At 35.0% G+C, this 17,924-nt stretch carries 19 protein-coding genes and 1 pseudogene; 18 read left to right on the forward strand and 2 right to left on the reverse strand.

Going from position 1 to position 17,924, the window contains the following annotated elements; translation table 11 throughout:
• Positions 1-99: 99 nt before the first annotated feature.
• The 4 genes and pseudogenes from MHI47_RS01375 to MHI47_RS20160 form a co-directional block, all read left to right on the forward strand.
• Positions 100-699 carry a cupin domain-containing protein gene (locus MHI47_RS01375; RefSeq protein WP_340829110.1) on the forward strand — a complete coding sequence of 200 codons (600 nt, stop codon included), beginning with the start codon at positions 100-102 and terminating at the stop codon, positions 697-699.
• 718 nt (positions 700-1,417) lie between these two features.
• Entirely contained in the window at positions 1,418-3,109 is a 1,692-nt protein-coding gene (locus tag MHI47_RS01380; RefSeq protein WP_340829113.1) for a T7SS effector LXG polymorphic toxin, read from the forward strand.
• A 16-nt stretch (positions 3,110-3,125) separates the two neighbouring features.
• On the forward strand, positions 3,126-3,635 hold the full coding sequence (locus MHI47_RS01385) for an ankyrin repeat domain-containing protein (RefSeq protein ID WP_340829114.1): 510 nt from the start codon (positions 3,126-3,128) through the stop codon (positions 3,633-3,635).
• Positions 3,636-3,749: 114 nt separating this feature from the next.
• Positions 3,750-3,935: pseudogene (locus MHI47_RS20160) on the forward strand (T7SS effector LXG polymorphic toxin); the annotation flags it as partial.
• A 23-nt stretch (positions 3,936-3,958) separates the two neighbouring features.
• On the opposite strand, the gene MHI47_RS01390 reads toward MHI47_RS20160, so the two are convergent.
• Positions 3,959-4,249 (reverse strand): hypothetical protein, encoded by a 291-nt coding sequence (locus tag MHI47_RS01390; RefSeq protein WP_340829115.1) that lies wholly within the window; start codon positions 4,247-4,249, stop codon positions 3,959-3,961.
• Between the two features lie 47 nt (positions 4,250-4,296).
• Between MHI47_RS01390 and MHI47_RS01395 the strand changes: the two genes are divergently transcribed.
• The 14 genes from MHI47_RS01395 to MHI47_RS01460 all read left to right on the forward strand — a co-directional run bounded on the left by MHI47_RS01395 (position 4,297) and on the right by MHI47_RS01460 (position 14,617).
• Complete coding sequence (locus tag MHI47_RS01395) at positions 4,297-4,530, forward strand: hypothetical protein (protein ID WP_340829117.1); 234 nt, start codon at positions 4,297-4,299, stop codon at positions 4,528-4,530.
• Positions 4,531-4,538: 8 nt separating this feature from the next.
• Positions 4,539-5,021 carry an HNH endonuclease gene (locus MHI47_RS01400; RefSeq protein WP_340829118.1) on the forward strand — a complete coding sequence of 161 codons (483 nt, stop codon included), beginning with the start codon at positions 4,539-4,541 and terminating at the stop codon, positions 5,019-5,021.
• A 14-nt stretch (positions 5,022-5,035) separates the two neighbouring features.
• Positions 5,036-5,485: an SMI1/KNR4 family protein gene (locus MHI47_RS01405; protein WP_340767983.1), complete on the forward strand. Its 450-nt coding sequence runs from the start codon at positions 5,036-5,038 to the stop codon at positions 5,483-5,485.
• A 738-nt stretch (positions 5,486-6,223) separates the two neighbouring features.
• Complete coding sequence (locus MHI47_RS01410) at positions 6,224-6,700, forward strand: hypothetical protein (protein WP_340829120.1); 477 nt, start codon at positions 6,224-6,226, stop codon at positions 6,698-6,700.
• Between the two features lie 386 nt (positions 6,701-7,086).
• Positions 7,087-7,308, forward strand: a complete 222-nt coding sequence (locus MHI47_RS01415; RefSeq protein WP_419957618.1) for a hypothetical protein — start codon at positions 7,087-7,089, stop codon at positions 7,306-7,308.
• A 4-nt stretch (positions 7,309-7,312) separates the two neighbouring features.
• Entirely contained in the window at positions 7,313-8,461 is a 1,149-nt protein-coding gene (locus MHI47_RS01420; RefSeq protein ID WP_340829122.1) for a suppressor of fused domain protein, read from the forward strand.
• A 232-nt stretch (positions 8,462-8,693) separates the two neighbouring features.
• Complete coding sequence (locus MHI47_RS01425) at positions 8,694-9,203, forward strand: ankyrin repeat domain-containing protein (RefSeq protein ID WP_340829124.1); 510 nt, start codon at positions 8,694-8,696, stop codon at positions 9,201-9,203.
• Positions 9,204-9,312: 109 nt separating this feature from the next.
• Positions 9,313-10,446 carry an AHH domain-containing protein gene (locus tag MHI47_RS01430; protein ID WP_340831978.1) on the forward strand — a complete coding sequence of 378 codons (1,134 nt, stop codon included), beginning with the start codon at positions 9,313-9,315 and terminating at the stop codon, positions 10,444-10,446.
• Complete coding sequence (locus tag MHI47_RS01435; RefSeq protein WP_340767980.1) at positions 10,443-11,009, forward strand: imm11 family protein; 567 nt, start codon at positions 10,443-10,445, stop codon at positions 11,007-11,009. The genes MHI47_RS01430 and MHI47_RS01435 overlap by 4 nt, the downstream gene beginning before the upstream one ends.
• A 246-nt stretch (positions 11,010-11,255) precedes the next feature.
• Positions 11,256-11,765 (forward strand): ankyrin repeat domain-containing protein, encoded by a 510-nt coding sequence (locus MHI47_RS01440; RefSeq protein WP_340829126.1) that lies wholly within the window; start codon positions 11,256-11,258, stop codon positions 11,763-11,765.
• 110 nt (positions 11,766-11,875) lie between these two features.
• The gene (locus MHI47_RS01445; protein ID WP_340831980.1) at positions 11,876-13,117 is read left to right on the forward strand and encodes a T7SS effector LXG polymorphic toxin; all 1,242 of its coding nucleotides are present in this window, start codon (positions 11,876-11,878) and stop codon (positions 13,115-13,117) included.
• Positions 13,114-13,722 carry an immunity protein Imm33 domain-containing protein gene (locus MHI47_RS01450; RefSeq protein WP_340829127.1) on the forward strand — a complete coding sequence of 203 codons (609 nt, stop codon included), beginning with the start codon at positions 13,114-13,116 and terminating at the stop codon, positions 13,720-13,722. Before MHI47_RS01445 ends, MHI47_RS01450 begins: the two co-directional genes overlap by 4 nt.
• A 306-nt stretch (positions 13,723-14,028) precedes the next feature.
• Complete coding sequence (locus MHI47_RS01455) at positions 14,029-14,154, forward strand: hypothetical protein (protein ID WP_340767990.1); 126 nt, start codon at positions 14,029-14,031, stop codon at positions 14,152-14,154.
• 271 nt (positions 14,155-14,425) lie between these two features.
• Positions 14,426-14,617, forward strand: a complete 192-nt coding sequence (locus tag MHI47_RS01460; protein ID WP_340829128.1) for a hypothetical protein — start codon at positions 14,426-14,428, stop codon at positions 14,615-14,617.
• Between the two features lie 390 nt (positions 14,618-15,007).
• Here the strand turns inward: MHI47_RS01460 and MHI47_RS01465 are convergent, their stop codons facing one another.
• Entirely contained in the window at positions 15,008-17,896 is a 2,889-nt protein-coding gene (locus MHI47_RS01465) for a DEAD/DEAH box helicase (RefSeq protein WP_340829129.1), read from the reverse strand.
• Between the last annotated feature and the right edge of the window lie 28 nt (positions 17,897-17,924).

Raw genomic sequence — 17,924 nt, forward strand, 5'->3', positions numbered from 1 at the left:
GTGCAGTCTGCCTATTGCACAATAAATAGGCTAATTACATATCATGGAAGGAATGTGCTTTGTAAACACATTACAAATGCTAAAAAGGCAGGTCAAGTTATGGATTCTTCTATTGATTACACAGCACCGTCCACTCAGTTCGCTTTTGATGTAAATAAAAGCCCCTTCTTTAAAAAAGATAGTTATAACTTTATGAATATTTTAGGTGTTCAACAATTAAATACACTGGATAATATATCTTTGCTCGATATTTTTCTTAGTGCCAACAATAACATAGAGCCACATTACCATCCGAATGCAGCAGAGTTAGTATACTGTATTTCAGGAGAAATCGTTGTTTCTATACTCAATCCATTTACTAAGCAATATAAACACTACACGATTACACCAGGTCAAGTGGCAAATATCCCACAAGGTTGGTGGCATTACCAAATGGCTACTGAAGATCGAACGCATATATTAGCTATTTTTAATGCTTCCACGCCTGAAGTAATTCTAGGTTCCGATATCTTAAAATTGACACCTTCGAATATTATGGCGCATACCTATTGTATGAACGAGAACGAGTATAAAAAAGCGATAGCTCCAGTTATGCCGTCTACCTATATTGGTCCACCAAAAAACTGCAACAAAACTACAACAGATAATCAGCAATACTATCCAAATCATTTCATCAACCAAAGCTATCCAATGCAATAATTCCACCATTACGAGTGTAGGGCACCAGTTACTAAAACAATTCTGTATTGTATTAGAACTGTTGCCTTTTACTATTGGTGAATTTGAATACATCCTTGGAACAGTAGTGCTAATTTGCGTAGAAGTCATCTCTATTAAAAATAGTACTTCACAAAGTAAACGGAAACCTCTAAAGCAAGTTGAACTTGTTCTCAAGAATTTCTGGCAATTTATAAAGGTATTATTAATCGGTTACTCAAACTAAAAAACGGTAAGCTTTTAAAGCTTAAAATTTCTTCATAGGTATTTATAAACACTTTTAGAAATTTGATTAAACCCTTAGTTGCATTATGACTGTAGTGTTTACCATCCCTATGAATCATTTTCCCAGTATTATTAAACTCTTCCTTTACCATCCAACTAAAAAATGGAATATTATAACTAATAGGGTAGAGGGGGAGTTTAATGTTTCAGGAAAGGAAGATATCTTTTTTTAGAGTCAACAGTTGCCTCTTACATTCTTTCAATAGGAAAAAAGAATCCAAGGTGTGTCTATGAAAATACTAGACGTAGATTTATCCCGCTTTAACGGACAGTAGACCTCCCACTTGAAAAAGCTTAAGTGGGAGGTTTTACTGTCCGTAAAAGTCCGAATGGTTCAACTAACAATCAGGGGGAAAGAACTTCCCTCTGATTGAAGTTTCACTTTTTTTCAAGATGTTTAAGACGAAATATTGCAATGTTGGACAGGCTCGAAAGTGAAGTAGAGGCAATTCGTCGTGCTGTAGAAGGATTAGTAGCGATGGAAGACGAACTAAAAGGACAAGGAGGCAGTGCCATTCGTGCTTTCTATACGGAATGCCATCTGCCATTACTCCAACAATTCCTTGTTTCTGCTGCGGGTTATAAGCAAGTGCTTCAACAAATGGAAAATGCATTATATGCATTAGAACCAGATACGTCTGGTCATATTGTGGAGCAATTTCTAGAAGGGGAGGTAGAGCAGGGACTTACTACAATCGCACAACTGACTGAAAATCTAACGAATGAGTCAAACAGTATTATGGACCAGGTCAGTGATATAGTAGCCCTCCCGCATCTGGATGATAGTGGTGTACAAGAAGGCGTTCTAGATGCAAAAAGAAAACGAGGCGATACAGTAAGCAGGCTTCAAGAATTTGATGCAACGCAGACAGCAGCCTTACTACCTTTCGAGCAAGATATGCAGGCAATGGATACGTGGATCCGTAACATGGAAGAGATGTTCACAAGTAATCTAACAGATATTCACTTCCAAACAGATCGATGGGCGGAACTGGTGGCATGTAGTCCCCCATTAACCATTTCCACGCCAACGATTGAAGGAGAAATGTGCCTACGTGAAGAAGAGGAAGAAAAGTCTTTTGTAGATACTGGTTTAGAAGTAGTAGACGGAATTTTAAGTGGTTTATTTGATGTAGGGAAAGATTTTGTTACTGGAATTGTAGATATAGTCCAGGACCCGAAAGCCACACTGGATGCTACGTTAGAGGCAGTTACTAATCCGATAGAGACATATAACACGATAAAGTCGGCCATTACTACTTCCTACGAACGTGATATGGTCAACGGAGATGCCAATTCCCGTGCTCACTGGGTAACCTATGCATTAGGCACGGTTGCCACTTCAGTGGTTGGAACAAAGGGTGTCGGTGCACTTACCAAATCAGGGGTCACGGTCACAAAGGCAGTTGCTCCAAAAGTAGTCGGAGCCGCCAACAATGCCTCGGACTCATTAGCTAATCTATTACCTTATGGACCGCGTCCCCAGTTTGCAATCGCAGGTAAAGTTCCTTATAACACAGTGAATGCAATGGGTTTGAGGGATCGAATAAATTCTATAGTCAAAGTGGAGAGTGGTTTTAGGGGATCGGGTAATACTGTAAGTGATTATACTAATGATATTATTGTAAAGGGGAAAGTAGATCCCACTAAGATGAATAAGCTTAAAAATGCTATTCAGAATAACACCTTCAGTGTAAATGAGCTTTCCGAAATTAGTAAAAAAATGTCCGAATTAGGCATTACTAAAGTATACAATGAAGCATTAATTAAAATAGATTTTGGTAAGTATCTTCGGGGATTAATAGGTGGCCCACCTACTGCTATGATAGATCCGCATGCACATCATATTCTATTTAAAAAGGGTCTTGGCCAAAAGCAACAAGAACTTGTTGGAGAAGGTCAGGAAATATTAAGAAGGTATGGGGTGGATCCAATAATTGGGAAAGAAAACCTTGTTTGGGCACCAAATGCTGTAATAGGGCAACATAGTTTAGATGCTTTAGAAAATGTTGTCAATCAATTGAAAACAGTTGAAATTGAAGGTGGAGACTTTGATGATTTTGTTGAAGTTCTTGAAGAGTTAGGGAATTTAGCAAGTAGAAGGTAACTAAGGAGGATTAGTTTTGGATAAAAAAAGTTCTAACAAAGCAATTAGGAATGCAATAAAACTTGGAGATATTATTGGAGTAAAAAAGTTAATAGGCAGTGATACTGAAGTTTTGAACACTATGACTGCGTTTGGTACATGGTTGCATGTTGCTGCCAAAAATGGACAACTTGAAATAGTCCAATATTTAATTCAAAAAGGTATAGATATTGATGTTAAAGGCGGAACATTCGATGCTTCTGCATTAAATTTAGCGGCTGGTTCAGGTTATATTGAAATAGTAAAGTATCTAATAGAGGCAGGAGCAGAATTAGATGTGACCTTAGCAAAAAGAAATCCATTATTTGGGGCAATTTATGGTGGACATAAAGAAGTAGTTGAGTTTCTAGTTGAAAAAGGAATAGATATTTCAATTAGATACACTGGAGAAACTATTAAAAATATGAATGCTTATGAATATGCTAGAGAATTTGGGCAAACAGAAATTGCTGAATATCTAAAGCAAAAGATGGATAAAAGAGAATAAAAAAGTGTTACCAAGATTAATCCTAACTTTAAATTAATTGGCTCTTTAATTTAAGTAGGATTAGTAATAGATAAACTAATAGGATTAGGGTACCAGGTTCTAAAACAATTCTAAATTGTATTAGAACCTGGTACCTTTCATTATAGTGGTGTACAAGAAGGCGTTCTAGATGCAAAAAGAAAACGAGACGATACAGTAAGTAGACTTCAAGAATTTGATGCAGCACAGACGGCAGCCTCACTACCTTTCGAGCAAGATATGCAGGCAATGGGTGCGTGGATTTGTAACATGGAAGAGATGTTCACAAGTGATCTCACAGATATTCATTTCCAAACAGATCGATGGACGGAGCTAGTGGCATGTAGTCTCCCATTAACCATTTCCACGCCAACGATTGAAGGAGAAATGTGCCTACGTGAAGAAGAGGAAGAAAAGTCTTTTGTAGATACTAGTTTAGAAGTAGTAGACGGAATTTTAAGTGGTTTATTTGATGTAGGGAAAGATTTTGTTACTGGAATTGTAGATATAGTCCAGGACCCGAAAGCCACACTGGATGCTACGTTAGAGGCAGTTACTAATCCGATAGAGACATATAACACGATAAAGTCGGCCATTACTACTTCCTACGAACTTGATATGGTCAACGGAGATGCCAATTCCCGTGCTCTGGGTAACCTATGCATTAGGCACGGTTGCCACTTCAGTAGTTGGAACAAAAGGTGTCGGTGCACTTACCAAATCAGGGGTCACGGTCACAAAGGCAGTTGCTCCAAAAGTAGTCGGAGCCGCCAAAAATGGCTCTGACTCATTAGCTAATCTATTACCTTACGCACCCCGCCCGCATTTAGCGATGGTAGGTGAAGTTCCTTATAACACAGTGAATGCGGTGGGTTGAGGGATCAGGTGATTTCTAACGCTAGGGTTGAAAGTGGAGTTAAGGGTACGGGTAAAAGTAATTTAGAAATCCAATTTACAAAAGAACAACTTGCCACTAAACCGTCATATTCGCCTGTCCTGGATAAATGGACAAAGAAAGGCGGTACAGTGAAAATTGATGAAGATGGTGCTTGGTTATATACAAATAAGAAGGAACAGACTGTAAGGTATCCTAATGGTTATCCAGACTTCACGGAATATGTACATCCAACTGTTAAGCCGGTAGAAATTGAAATTGCAAGTCCAACCAATCGTCCATTGGATTATAAAAATGCTAATATAGAGGCAGGTTTAAGTAAAGATTCTGACCCACCTGTGCCAGCATTAGATAAGCCACCTGTAGGATATATCTGGCATCATCATCAAGATGGGAAAACGATGATTCTAGTAGATAAAGATATTCATAGACAATTTACTCATACAGTATCGACAGTTAATGGAAGAAAATAAGGGAGGATATTAAAATGGTCAAAATTGAAGGTTCTCATAAGAAACTTACTATAGAAGAAATTAAACAGTTTGAAAAAGATACTGGAGTCAAATTAACAAAAAAATACACTGAATTTTTACTTAAATGGAATGGTGGATACCCGAAAGAAAGTATATTTACTATTACTGATAAAATGGGGAAAAGCGTTTTGAATGTATTTAATGGAATAGGTGAAATGTATGATAACTTAGAGAAAGTTATAGACATATATGAATTTAGACTTACCAAAGGCTTTATACCAATAGCAGATGATTCAGCGGGCAACGTTATATGCTTAGGTACAGAGGAACCTTACTTAGACAAGATTTATTTTTGGGATCATGAACAAGAACCGGAAGATCCTGATGATATGAGTAATATGTATTTTTTAGCAAATGATATTGATGAATTCTTAGATAATTTATATGAGGACACAGAGGAATAAAAAGAAGTATTAGCAATGAAGAACATTATACGCTAATTATAAAGCACTTGATTGTTTAATAGGCAACAAGTGCTTTTGTGGTGAGAAATTTATGTTTTAGGGAATGCTTATGACAAAACAATAGACCATAGAATTGGGAGGAAAAATTTGAGGAGTGAAGATACATGGCAGTTTTTGTATTGATGTTGAAGGAATTTGAGGACAAGACAGGGCAGTATATATCTATATGGATCAAATGAGAATTCAATGGGGTAAAAAATAGGGTTATCAACCAACTCTCGCCAATTGATTCACAAGAGTCCGCTGATGATTTCTTCTTTAAGAGAGAAGAAAGACGTCTTTCAAGAATAATTATTAAAGAGAATCAGAACTTTGTTGACCGAACAACTATAGAATTTTGATAAGTGCTAAAGATTTTAGTGGTTTTTTATTAAATTTGGGTATGTAAGAAAGTAGCATAGCGTTTGAACCTTGATGGGCTATATCCTTTCAAGGTTTTAATATTTTTAATAACTTGGTGGTAAACAAACTAGATTTGTAGCCAGATTAGGGTACCAGGTTCTAAAACAATTCTATATTGAATTAGAACCTGGTACCTTTCACTTTAGTGGTGTACAAGAAGGCGTTCTAGATGAAGAAAACCGAGACGATACAGTAATTAGACTTCAAGAATTTGATGCAACACGAATTTTAATCCACCAATTAAAAAGTGAAAAAGTTAAAGAAAGGATGTAACGAATGAAACTATATTTTATTGAACCAGAAGTTGCCGGTGTTCATGGTGAACAGACTGTTTATGGAACTGAAGAGGATATTGTAAAAGAGGGCATATCGGCAAAGGTGAGATTTTTACACTATGAGTTTGAAGGATGGCTTGGAGATGACCTTTTAGAGTCAACACCAGCTTTCATAGTGTCAAGTTTACTAGAAACAGAATTACAGAAAAGTGATATTAAAGATTACAAATTAGAACCATGTCTAATTACAACATCTGATGTATTTAATGAAATGCATCCAAATAAAGAAATCCCTCTTTTTAGCAGATTTATTCCACTTGGTAAAATTGAGGTAGAAGGAGAGCATTTCACAAATTGGTCAGGGCATCATTTCTGCTTATCATCCAAAGGTGAGTTAGTTGTAACTCAAGAAGCATTGGAGTTATTAAAAACTGTTTCGATAGATAATTGTTATATTACTTCTTTAACACAAGCATAATTAATAGATCCTTAGGGAAAATAAGACATTCTCTAAGGTTTTATAATTTTGGATAATGGGGTGTCGAATAAATACTTTGTACTTCTATATAAAAGATAACTCATATGAACTCTATAGGACTTTTAGAATAATAATAAATTTTATTCCCTAAATAAATCTTTCTATTTCTTTAAATAATTACAATATTAACAGTTGTCATCATTACAACTCTCCAAGTACTAATCCATGTTTTAACACTACTTATTAAATTTCTCGCAAATTTGACGTATATAAAACGACTGCTAAGGTGAGGTTACTCCACCTCGATTAACTCCTGAGATATGTACGATCCTCATGCACATCATATTGTATTTAAAAAAGGAAATGGCATATCTCAAAAGGAATTAGTGAAAGAAGGCCAAGAAATATTAAAAGAATATGACATTGACCCTATTCTGGGACTTGAAAATCTAGTTTGGGCTCCTAATAGAGTTAAAGGTCAACACGGGATTGAAGCCCTTAGTAATGTTGTTGATAATATTAAAAAAGTAAGGGATGCTGGCGGAGATAGAGATGATATGGTGGAAATGCTAAATAAACTTGGTGATGTTGCAAAAAGGAGGAAGTAATTACATGGACAATAAACTAATTACTAAAGAAATTCGTTCTGCTATAAAAGATGGTAATGTTCAAAAAGTAGTAGAATTAATCGACTCCAACACAGAAACATTAAATATGGAGACTCCTTTTGGTACTTGGCTTCATGTTGCAGCCTCTAAAGGAAAGCTTGATATAGTACAAAATCTGGTAGAACTTGGGGCGGATATTAATAAACTAGGTGGAGTATATGGTGGTGGGGTATTGAATGAAGCTGCTTCTTCTGGACATATCGAGGTAGTGAGATATTTACTATTAAGAGAAGCAAATTTAGACATAAGCGAACCAGAAAGAAATCCATTGTTTGGAGCGATTAGCAATGGGCATGTTGATATTGTAAAACTATTAATTAAAAGTGGTATAGATACAGATATTAAGTACACTGGCGAATCAAAAGAAGATATGGATGCTTTAACTTTCGCAAGGGAACAAGGTCAAATAGAAATAGTTAAGTTATTGGAAAATCCAAATGAGTGCTCCACTACTGCAAGTAAAACAAATGAAAGTAATCAAAACCAACATGATGTAATTTTAGAGCATGTAGCTAAATACTTTGGCGAGATTAAAAATACTATAAGTGAAATTGTTCCTAGTAGTAGAGTAGCCGTCAATATTCATATAATTGCTCCATCCATAAATAAAAATTTCGTAACTCTATTTACTACGGGTATGAGTGATGAACCAATGGACTATTCAGAAAAAGAAAGTGGATATAAATATTCGGAGTTGTTATTAAAACTGCCTTCGAATTGGAATGTCGATAAAGACGATAAGAAAGATCAGAACAATTATTGGCCTCTTGCATGGCTAAGGAAAGTGGCTCATATTCCACATATTTATGACGGATGGATTGAAGAAGGTGTTATTCTTCCAAATGGAGAACCTCCACAGCCACTTGCATCAAATACAAACTTATCCTGCGTAATGGTGTCTCGTCCTAAAGAGACCGGATTAGATATCGTTCAAACTAAACAAGGAACAGTAAACGTTTATACACTCATTCCTATTTATGAAGAAGAAAGAATTCTTGCATTGGAAAAAGGGCATGACTATCTAATTAAGATAATGAATGACAAAGGAGTCTCAGACGTATTGGATTTAGATAGGATAAATGTTGGTAAATAACAACAGTAACAGCCAGTGTAGTACTTTATAAATTAGTCACATTACAAGGATATAAGTGGAGGGTATCGGTTTCTAAAGCAATTGTAAATTGCATAATTTACTGGTCCTTTTATTGATTAAAAATATAGTTGATGATTGATGTGGCATCAGATTTAGATGACATTATTGAAATACTAGAAGACCTAGGAAAACAAGCTGCTTCTAGGAAATAGAGATTAAAGGAGAAATTAATATGGATAAGACTCAATCTGCAAAAGATATTAGAGATGCCATAAAAAGTGGTCAACTAGAAACTTTAAGAGATTTACTTGAGAATGAGCCAGAAATGTTAACATGGATGACACCTTTTGGTACGTGGTTACATGTAGCGGCAGCTCATGGGCATTTAGAGATAGTGGAATATCTTATTAATGCTGGGATAGATGTTAATGCAGAGGGTGGAACTTTTTCTACAAATGTACTTGAAAGAGCGACTACAAAAGGACATTTAGATATTGCTAAATATCTAATTAGTCGGAATGTAGAGATGGATATTAGTGAACCAGATAGAAATCCTCTGTTTGCTGCAATATATGGTGGGCATTTGGAGATTGTAAAATTATTAGTTGAGAAAAATATAAATATATCTATAAAATACTCTGGTGAAATCATGGAAGATATGGATGCCTATTCATTTGCTATAGAAAGAGGACAAACAGAAATTGCTGAATATCTTAAGCAAAAGATGGATGAAGAGGAATAATAAAGAGTTATACAAAGAATAACCCTATCTATAAATGAATAGACTCGTTAATATAAAGTAGAATTAGTAATTTAATAAATTAGGGTACCAGGTTCTAAAACAATTCTAAATTGTATTAGAACCTGGTACCTTTCATTATAGTGGTGTACAAGAAGGCGTTCTAAATGCAAAAAGAAAACGAGACGATAAAGTAAGCAGGCTTCAAGAATTTGATACAACGCAGACAGCAGCCTTACTACCTTTCGAGCAAGATATGCAGGCAATGGATACGTGGATCCGTAACATGGAAGAGATGTTCACAAGTAATCTAACAGATATTCATTTTCAAACAGATCGATGGGCGGAACTGGTGGCATGTAGTCCGCCATTAACCATTTCCACGCCAACGATTGAAGGAGAAATGTGCCTACGTGAAGAAGAGGAAGAAAAGTCGTTTGTAGATACTGGTTTAGAAGTAGTAGACGGAATTTTAAGTGGTTTATTTGATGTAGGGAAAGATTTTGTTACTGGAATTGTAGATATAGTCCAGGACCCGAAAGCCACACTGGATGCTACGTTAGAGGCAGTTACTAATCCGATAGAGACATATAACACGATAAAGTCGGCCATTACTACTTCCTACGAACGTGATATGGTCAACGGAGATGCCAATTCCCGTGCTCACTGGGTAACCTATGCATTAGGCACGGTTGCCACTTCAGTAGTTGGAACAAAGGGTGTCGGTGCACTTACCAAATCAGGGGTCACGGTCACAAAGGCAGTTGCTCCAAAAGTAGTCGGAGCCGCCAAAAATGCCTCGGACTCATTAGCTACTCTATTACCTTATGGACCGCGTCCACAGTTTGCAATCGCAGGCCAAGTTCCTTATAACGTAGTGAATGGGAGCGAATTGAAGGATCAGCTGATTTCTATAGCTAGGGTTGAAAGTGGAGTTAAGGGTACTACTAAACCTTTAGAAAATCACCACTACGCAACTAATAAAAGCAAAAAATACACTCCTCAAATGGAGAGTTTAACTAAAAAGTATGGCTTAAATTTAGATGATGGATGGAATAAGGAATTATTACCTCATCAAGGGAGACATCCATATGCATATCATGATTATGTATTAGATAAATTGAGTACTTATGATAGATTAGCTAAAGGTGATAGGGAGAAATTCCTTAAATTGTTTGAAGGGTTAAAGAAGGAAGTAAGGGATAATCCAGATATGCTTTATAAAGAATATTGGAGGTCAAAATGAAATATTTCAAACTAATTTTAGATGACAGCAACGATAATGACGTAGTTGTTCATTGTGAGGATACACATGGATTTGAGCAGTATGAGTTAAAGGAAGGGAATTTTTTAGAGAGTTGGAATGACAATATCACTTTTTATTTTAATCTACATGATGGAAATAGATTTACTGATTATTTAGCAAATAATTTAGGGTGGTTCATTGTATCAAAAAAGTTTAAGGATTTAATAAAAAAAATTGAAGAGGATGTCCAATTTTTACCTGTAAACGTTGTTGATTTTGAAAGTAAATCTAAAATAGTGAATGATGAATATTTTGTTGCAAATGTATTAGGAGTAGTTGATGCATTAAACCTTCAAAACTCTGATTATAGTGTTGTAGATTTAGACGGTGAAAAAATATATTCTGTAAGAAAATATGCAGTTTCGGAAGACAAAATAAATAACAAAAATTTGTTCAAATTAAAAGGAGATGAAATTCCTTTATTCATGTCAGAAGATTTTAAACAATTAGTTGAAAAAAGTAATATTACTGGTTGTGAATTTCTAGAAATAAGAAACATCTGATTTTTTGGGAACCTTAGAGGGATAAGGCACTGACTATACTTTTTGAGTCAGGAATAAAACACCCTACTATGAAACCAATTGACGGTATTGAACCGGCAATTGGTTGTTTAGTTTCGTTCGTTTGAATACGGATATTGTTGTAATAAGAAGTAGATAGTTTTGGAGGTAATCATGAAAAAATGGTTGAAATGCTTAAGCTATTAGGTGAAGAAGCAGCATAAAATAAAGATACTTTAGGAGGATTCTGTGGATAATAAGGAAAAAGCAAAAAAAATCTATGATTTAATTAAGAATGGTGACTTAGAACTAGTGAAAGAGATAGTTATTACTGATAAAAACTTGCTAGATTTTGTAACCCCTTTTGGAACGTGGCTACATGTTGCAACTAGAGCAGGTAAATTGGATATAATAAAATTTTTAGTTGAATCTGGTATGGATATTAACATAATCGAAGGTGTACCAAAGTCAGCACCTATTGCACATGCAGCTAGTGAAGGTGAAATTAGTATTGTAGAATTCTTATTTGAGAATGGTGCAATATTAGATACTAGTGACCCAAATAGAAATCCTCTTTTCTCAGCGATTTATGGTGGGCACCTCGATATAGTAAAATATCTTGTTCTGAATGGTATTGACATTAACACTAAGTATACAGGGGGTACTATGCAAAATATGGGAGCTTATGAATTTGCTATTGAAAGAGGACAAACAGAAATTGCTGAATATCTTAAGCAAAAGATGAATGAAGAGGAATAATAAAGAGTTATACAAAGAATAAACCTATCTATAAATGAATAGACTCGTTAATTTAAAGTAGTATTAGTAATTTAATAAAATTAGGGTACCAGGTTCTAAAACAATTCTAAATTGTATTAGAACCTGGTACCTTTCATGATTGTGGTGTACAAGAAGGCGTTCTAGATGCAAAAAGAAAACGAGACGATACAGTAAGCAGACTTCAAGAATTTGATGCAACACAGACAGCAGCCTTACTACCTTTCGAGCAAGATATGCAGGCAATGGATACGTGGATCCATAACATGGAAGAGATGTTCACAAGTAATCTCACGGATATTCATTTTCAAACAGATCTTTGGGCGGAGTTGGTGGCATGTAGTCTCCCATTAACCATTTCCACGCCAACGATTGAAGGAGAAGTGTGCCTACGTGAAGAAGAGGAAGAAAAGTCTTTTGTAGATACTGGTTTAGAAGTAGTAGACGGAATTTTAAGTGGTTTATTTGATGTAGGGAAAGATTTCGTTACTGGAATTGTAGATATAGTCCAGGACCCGAAAGCCACACTGGATGCTACGTTAGAGGCAGTTACTAATCCGATAGAGACATATAACACGATAAAGTCGGCCATTACTACTTCCTACGAACGTGATATGGTCAACGGAGATGCCAATTCCCGTGCTCACTGGGTAACCTATGCATTAGGCACGGTTGCCACTTCAGTAGTTGGAACAAAAGGTGTCGGTGCACTTACCAAATCGGGGGTCACGGTCACAAAGGCAGTTGCTCCAAAAGTAGTCGGGGCTGCCAACAATGCCTCGGACTCATTAGCTAATCTATTACCCTACGGACCCCGTACACAGTTTGCGAGCGCAGGCCAAGTTCCTTATAACGTAGTGAATGGGAGCGAATTGAAGGATCAGCTGATTTCTATGGCTAGGGTGGAGAGTGGGGTTAAGGGTGCAGATAACGGTATTACAAAAGACGAATATAAAAATTTGAGGAAAAAGACACCAAGTAATGATATAAGAAAAATGGTTAATCCAGATGGTCCTAAAGTAGACCCAGTGTACGGGTATGAAGTTGATAAGTTTGAAGCAGACCATATTGTTTCAATGAAAGAAATAACTGAAATGGATGGATTTAATAGGTTAACTAGAGAACAACAAATAGAAACTCTAAATCTAAAAGATAATTTTGTTGGTCTTGGAAAATCTTCGAATGCGTCTAAGAGGGCTCATAGCTGGGCTGATTGGAAAGGACATTCTAAGATGGGAGAGGTACCTGTTAATGTTAGAATAGAAATGCTAGAAAAAGAGAAACGAGCTAGGGAAATCCTAAAAGCAGCTATAGAAGAGAGGTTGAAGAAATGAAGGAATTTGAAAAGACTATTATGGGCAAAAACATTATAGTAACTGCCGAAAAAGAATTAGAACCTCAAATAGAAAGTTTGTTTGTCATATTAGAACAGGTAGACCGCAATAATTTAATTCATGGATTTTCTATACAAGTTGGTTGGTCCGTCTATTATTTACATGAGAGAGAAACCGGGAATTTTATATTGACCTCTCCTGATTACTCTAGAAATCCATTTGAAGATATAACAGAAGATTTAACTTTAGCATTGTGGGTACAACTAGAACAAGGTCATTTTTTGAGAAAGATAAATGTCGATGGTTTATCAATAAAATTTAGTGATAAAATCATACTTTGTAAAGGTGTACTAGAACTTGAGAAAATATATTTGCAAAGAAATGGAAATGTTGAAAAAGGAGATTCAGGTTGGTATATAGGTCCTGTAGAGGAGGATAATACTACAGAGTTGTATGCTCTATATGCTTATCAACTACTAAAAATTAAACCAGAGATCATACAAGTTCTTGCTTTACCAAATGAATATATGGTTGTTTTTGAAGGTAATAAAATAAAAGCGGTATTAAACGAAAACGATCTAGATGTTTTTAAAGACTCTATATAGATTTTATTTATGGAAATCTTAAGTTACGACTAAACTACACAGGAAGTAAAACATTGATTAAAGCACTTAATTGTCTACTAATGACAACGAGTGCTTTTTTTGAGAAATTTATGCATTGGACAACTAAAAAAAGATTGTATGAAATTCATAGCTCATGAAGGTAGTACATCGAGGAATTCTGTTTTAGTACTGTGTTTGTGAAAATATAGATAAATAGGCGAGATGACATTCTACATGGCAAGGATAGTTAAGATATGGAATGGCTTACAAACTAAACGAGATTGACAAAGTTCATGGTGATAAACAATGGGTAATGAAGCTAAAGTCGATGAAGAAGCGTTAGAATTGGATGGAATTGGCTTTCAAGAGGTGTTGAAGTATCTCTCTCACCGTGGAATGGATTATGTTGTCAGATGGAACACAAGCCGTTAATGGCATTCAGAGGTTGAGTGTTAGTTCATCTAGAAAAAAGTATGGTGTAGACATTCGGAATATTAAACAACAATACAGTATCCCAAAAGACACTAGCGACTAATTATCAATGGTTTAATTGGGTTATTAGACCAATTAAACGATTAAAAATCAGCAAGAACTGGTTCGAGAAGGTATATAGAAATGGTGTGCTTTGGTTTCTAAGTGAGATGTAGTACGAATAATTTACCAAATAATACACATCCTAACCCTGTGTTTAGGAGGTGAAATTATGACTAATCAAGAAAATAATCAAGATCAAAGAAATAACAAAAGTGTCGCAAAGAGCATCAAATACACAGCAGGATCTGCATTTGAAACAGCGCATAATGCTTTAGAGGCTACAGAAAATGTTGCAATGAACACTGTTGATGCAACTAAAAATGCTGCAAAGAATTTAACAGGTAATAAAAATAATCGTTAGACTAAAAAGTTGTGCAATTTTCTTACTTGAACAATGTTAGATAAAAAACGCCCATTGGGCGTTTTTTGTTATTCATTCATTCATTTTACATGGAGCGGCATGGAGAAAAATACATACAAGTTTATATGATGATCCAGTAACGTGCAGGGAAAATACAATTCGTAGAAGAGATGTTAGAGATTTTATATGCTCTACATTAACTGTATAAGGAAAGTTTTCATTCCCTTAAAATTATTCTTCTCTTGGATTTGTTTTCTTATGCTGTTTATTTACATGAAAATTGTCGATTTCCCGGGAAATATTACGAATTACGCCTAAAACTTTTCTTACTTAATGAAAAAAGTATTTTTACAGTAAAAACTTCATTGATGATACTCTTTTACATTCTTATTATTCTTCCACTAAATAATGATAAATATCGTATTGTACTGGTTGTTCAAGAATCATGTTCATAGTAGCTACATTGTAGATTTTACCTTGGTCTATTAGTGTATCGTTTTCTGCGCTATTTGAATCTACAGTAACTTCACCAAGGTAATAGAAATCTTTTCCCTCACCATTATGTTTTTTTACAAACAAATGAACAGTTATATCTGCTGCAGAAGAGTTTACAATAGGAGCAATATCTTTAGCTGTAACTTTTCTGTTTTTTGTTGAACACCATTTGAAAATGTCTGTTGATAAGAACTCATCCATATATTTTACTTCTAAATTATCTTCGTCAGTCTTATGATAGTTTACAAAGATAGGACAGGTGTTCATTTTCACTCTTCCACCGTTTAAGGTACCTTCTTCATTACTACTCCAATTTAAAAGTCTACATACGTCTTTTCTTGAATACTTCTCATATATTGTTAAAGGCGTCTGTTTATTATATTTTTTATTTTTTTCAAAACTACATATAATTATATCCTGTAATAATTTCCTGAACTCCTCGTTTTCTAAACTTTTCTGTAGCTTACTATTTAGCTTATATTTTCCGTTATCTAAAATTACAATTGGTTCTGACCCATAATTTTTCTGAGCAGTTGTAACGAAAAATTTTAAAGATAATAAATTTTCTACAGAATAAATGGTTTCTTTATTACTATAAGTTCCATAATCACTTAGTAGTTTTATATAATCGGTTTGAGCTAATTCACTATTGTAAATTAGATTTTGTACTAGTAATACTTCGTGAATTCTTTTGCCGTTTATAAGCTCTTGAGAAAAAATGGTTAATATTGCTTGTTCATAATCATTTATATTTGCAACAGGTTCATTCATACTTACTAAGAAGTCAAAGTAGTTTTTCTTTTTTACAAAGATTACTTCAGGATCAATCGAATTATTTTTAATGAAATCAATCAGGAGAGGTATTCTTCCCAATCGATTTTTTAACTCTTTGTACGGAGTAGTGAGAAACTCCATATTGTACAATTTTAACTTTTTATTATCGATTGCATCAAAAATGCGTTTCTTAGCAATCTCTTCAAAGTTTATTGTTGAAACACCTTGGATATAGTCAGTATTAACCGTTCTACGGCGGACATTATCCTTATTCATGGATTGGTCACCTGAAAGAGCAATAGGGATTAAATAGTTATTTTTATAGTTGCCGATGAAATCAATAATAGTTACATACTCTTTTTCATTATGCTTGCGTAGTCCACGTCCCAGTTGTTGAATAAAAATTATACTTGACTGTGTTTGGCGTAGCATGATGATTTGGTTTAAAAACGGAATATCAATACCCTCATTAAAGATATCTACGGTTAAAATATAATCTAGTTGGTATTGTTCTAATTTACGAATTGCATCTTCTCTTTCAGGTTGTGAATTATCACCTGTAAGGGCAATAGTTTTTAAGCCTTGGGCATTTAACACTTCTGAAAGGGCATGTGATTCTTGCTTAGAGCTACAGAAAATTAATCCTCGTACCCGCTTTCCTGAATAGCCATAGTAGTTAACTTTTTCGAGAATATGATGAACACGCTCTTGCGATACAAGTTGTTGCAAGGTAGATGTGTCATCAATTATTTCTCCATTCCTCTCATAATCTATCACACCAAAGTAATGAAATGGACAAAGCATTTCCTCTTCAAGAGCGGCCTGTAGCCGAATTTCATAAGCTATATTGTAATCAAAGAGCTCAAAGATGTTAAAGCTGTCCGTACGTTCAGGAGTCGCTGTCATTCCAAGTAAGAAATTAGGCTCAAAATAATTAATAATATTCAGGTAGGAATCTGCACCCGCACGATGTACTTCGTCTATTAGTATATAGTCGAATTCATCTTTTTCGAACTGCTGTAAATGCCGTTCTGAAGAGAGTGTTTGAACTGTTGCAAATAAGTATTTTGCATTTGTGTCTTTTGAATTACCTGAAAGTATTCCGAAATCATCTTCATGACCCCCTAATATTTTTCGGTAGTCTTGAAGTGCCTTCTTTAAAATTTGTTCTCTATGAACAACGAAGAGCATCTTTTTAGGGGCAAAGTGACGAACATCAAAAGCAGATAGATATGTTTTTCCTGTCCCAGTCGCTGAGACAATTAATCCTTTTTTAGCACCGGTTTCACGAAGAGTTTTTAATTGTTTCAGCGCATCATTTTGCATTTTATTTGGTTGAATAGCAAGACTATCGGCCAATTGGTTTGTGAGATATTCTGCGTTCACTTCAAATACGTTGGAGGTTGCCTGATTAACGAAGGGCTGTTGTTCATAATTCAGATTGTAGCTGTTAATCCAATCTACAGTTAGAGGGATGGCTTCATTCCATGCTTCTTCAAACTGATTTTTAAAGTGGTGGATGATTTCTCCATCTTCCAAAGAAGTTAAATAGATATTCCATTCATAGTTAGCTTTTAAAGCGCTATCCGTTAGATTTGAGCTTCCTACTATTAAAGAATAATAGTCTTTATGTTCGAATATATAACCTTTAGAGTGGAAGCCTTTCACGCCAGTCAGACGGACTTCGACATTGTCTAGTTTTAATAATTCTTTAAACATTTTAGGTTGATTGAAATTTAAAAAAGTAGATGTCATAATGCGGCCTTTGATCCCTTTTAGCTGCAAGTCTAATAGCATAGTTTTTAAAGTTGCTAAACCACCCTCAGTAATAAAAGCTACGGAAAAAGTGAAGGTTTGGCACGTTTTCATCTCTTGAAGAAGTGTGGATAAAACATTTTCATGTGCTTTATTTGATAGCAGCTTAGGCTTAAACTGTCCTGAAACGGGATTACTTTTATCAATAAAGCCTTTATGTAAGGAATTTTTCATTTTGCGAATTAGTTGATCCAACTTGACCACTTCTTTTCATTCAAATTTT

This window comes from Psychrobacillus sp. FSL H8-0487 (assembly GCF_038008385.1).
GTDB lineage: Bacteria > Bacillota > Bacilli > Bacillales_A > Planococcaceae > Psychrobacillus > Psychrobacillus psychrotolerans.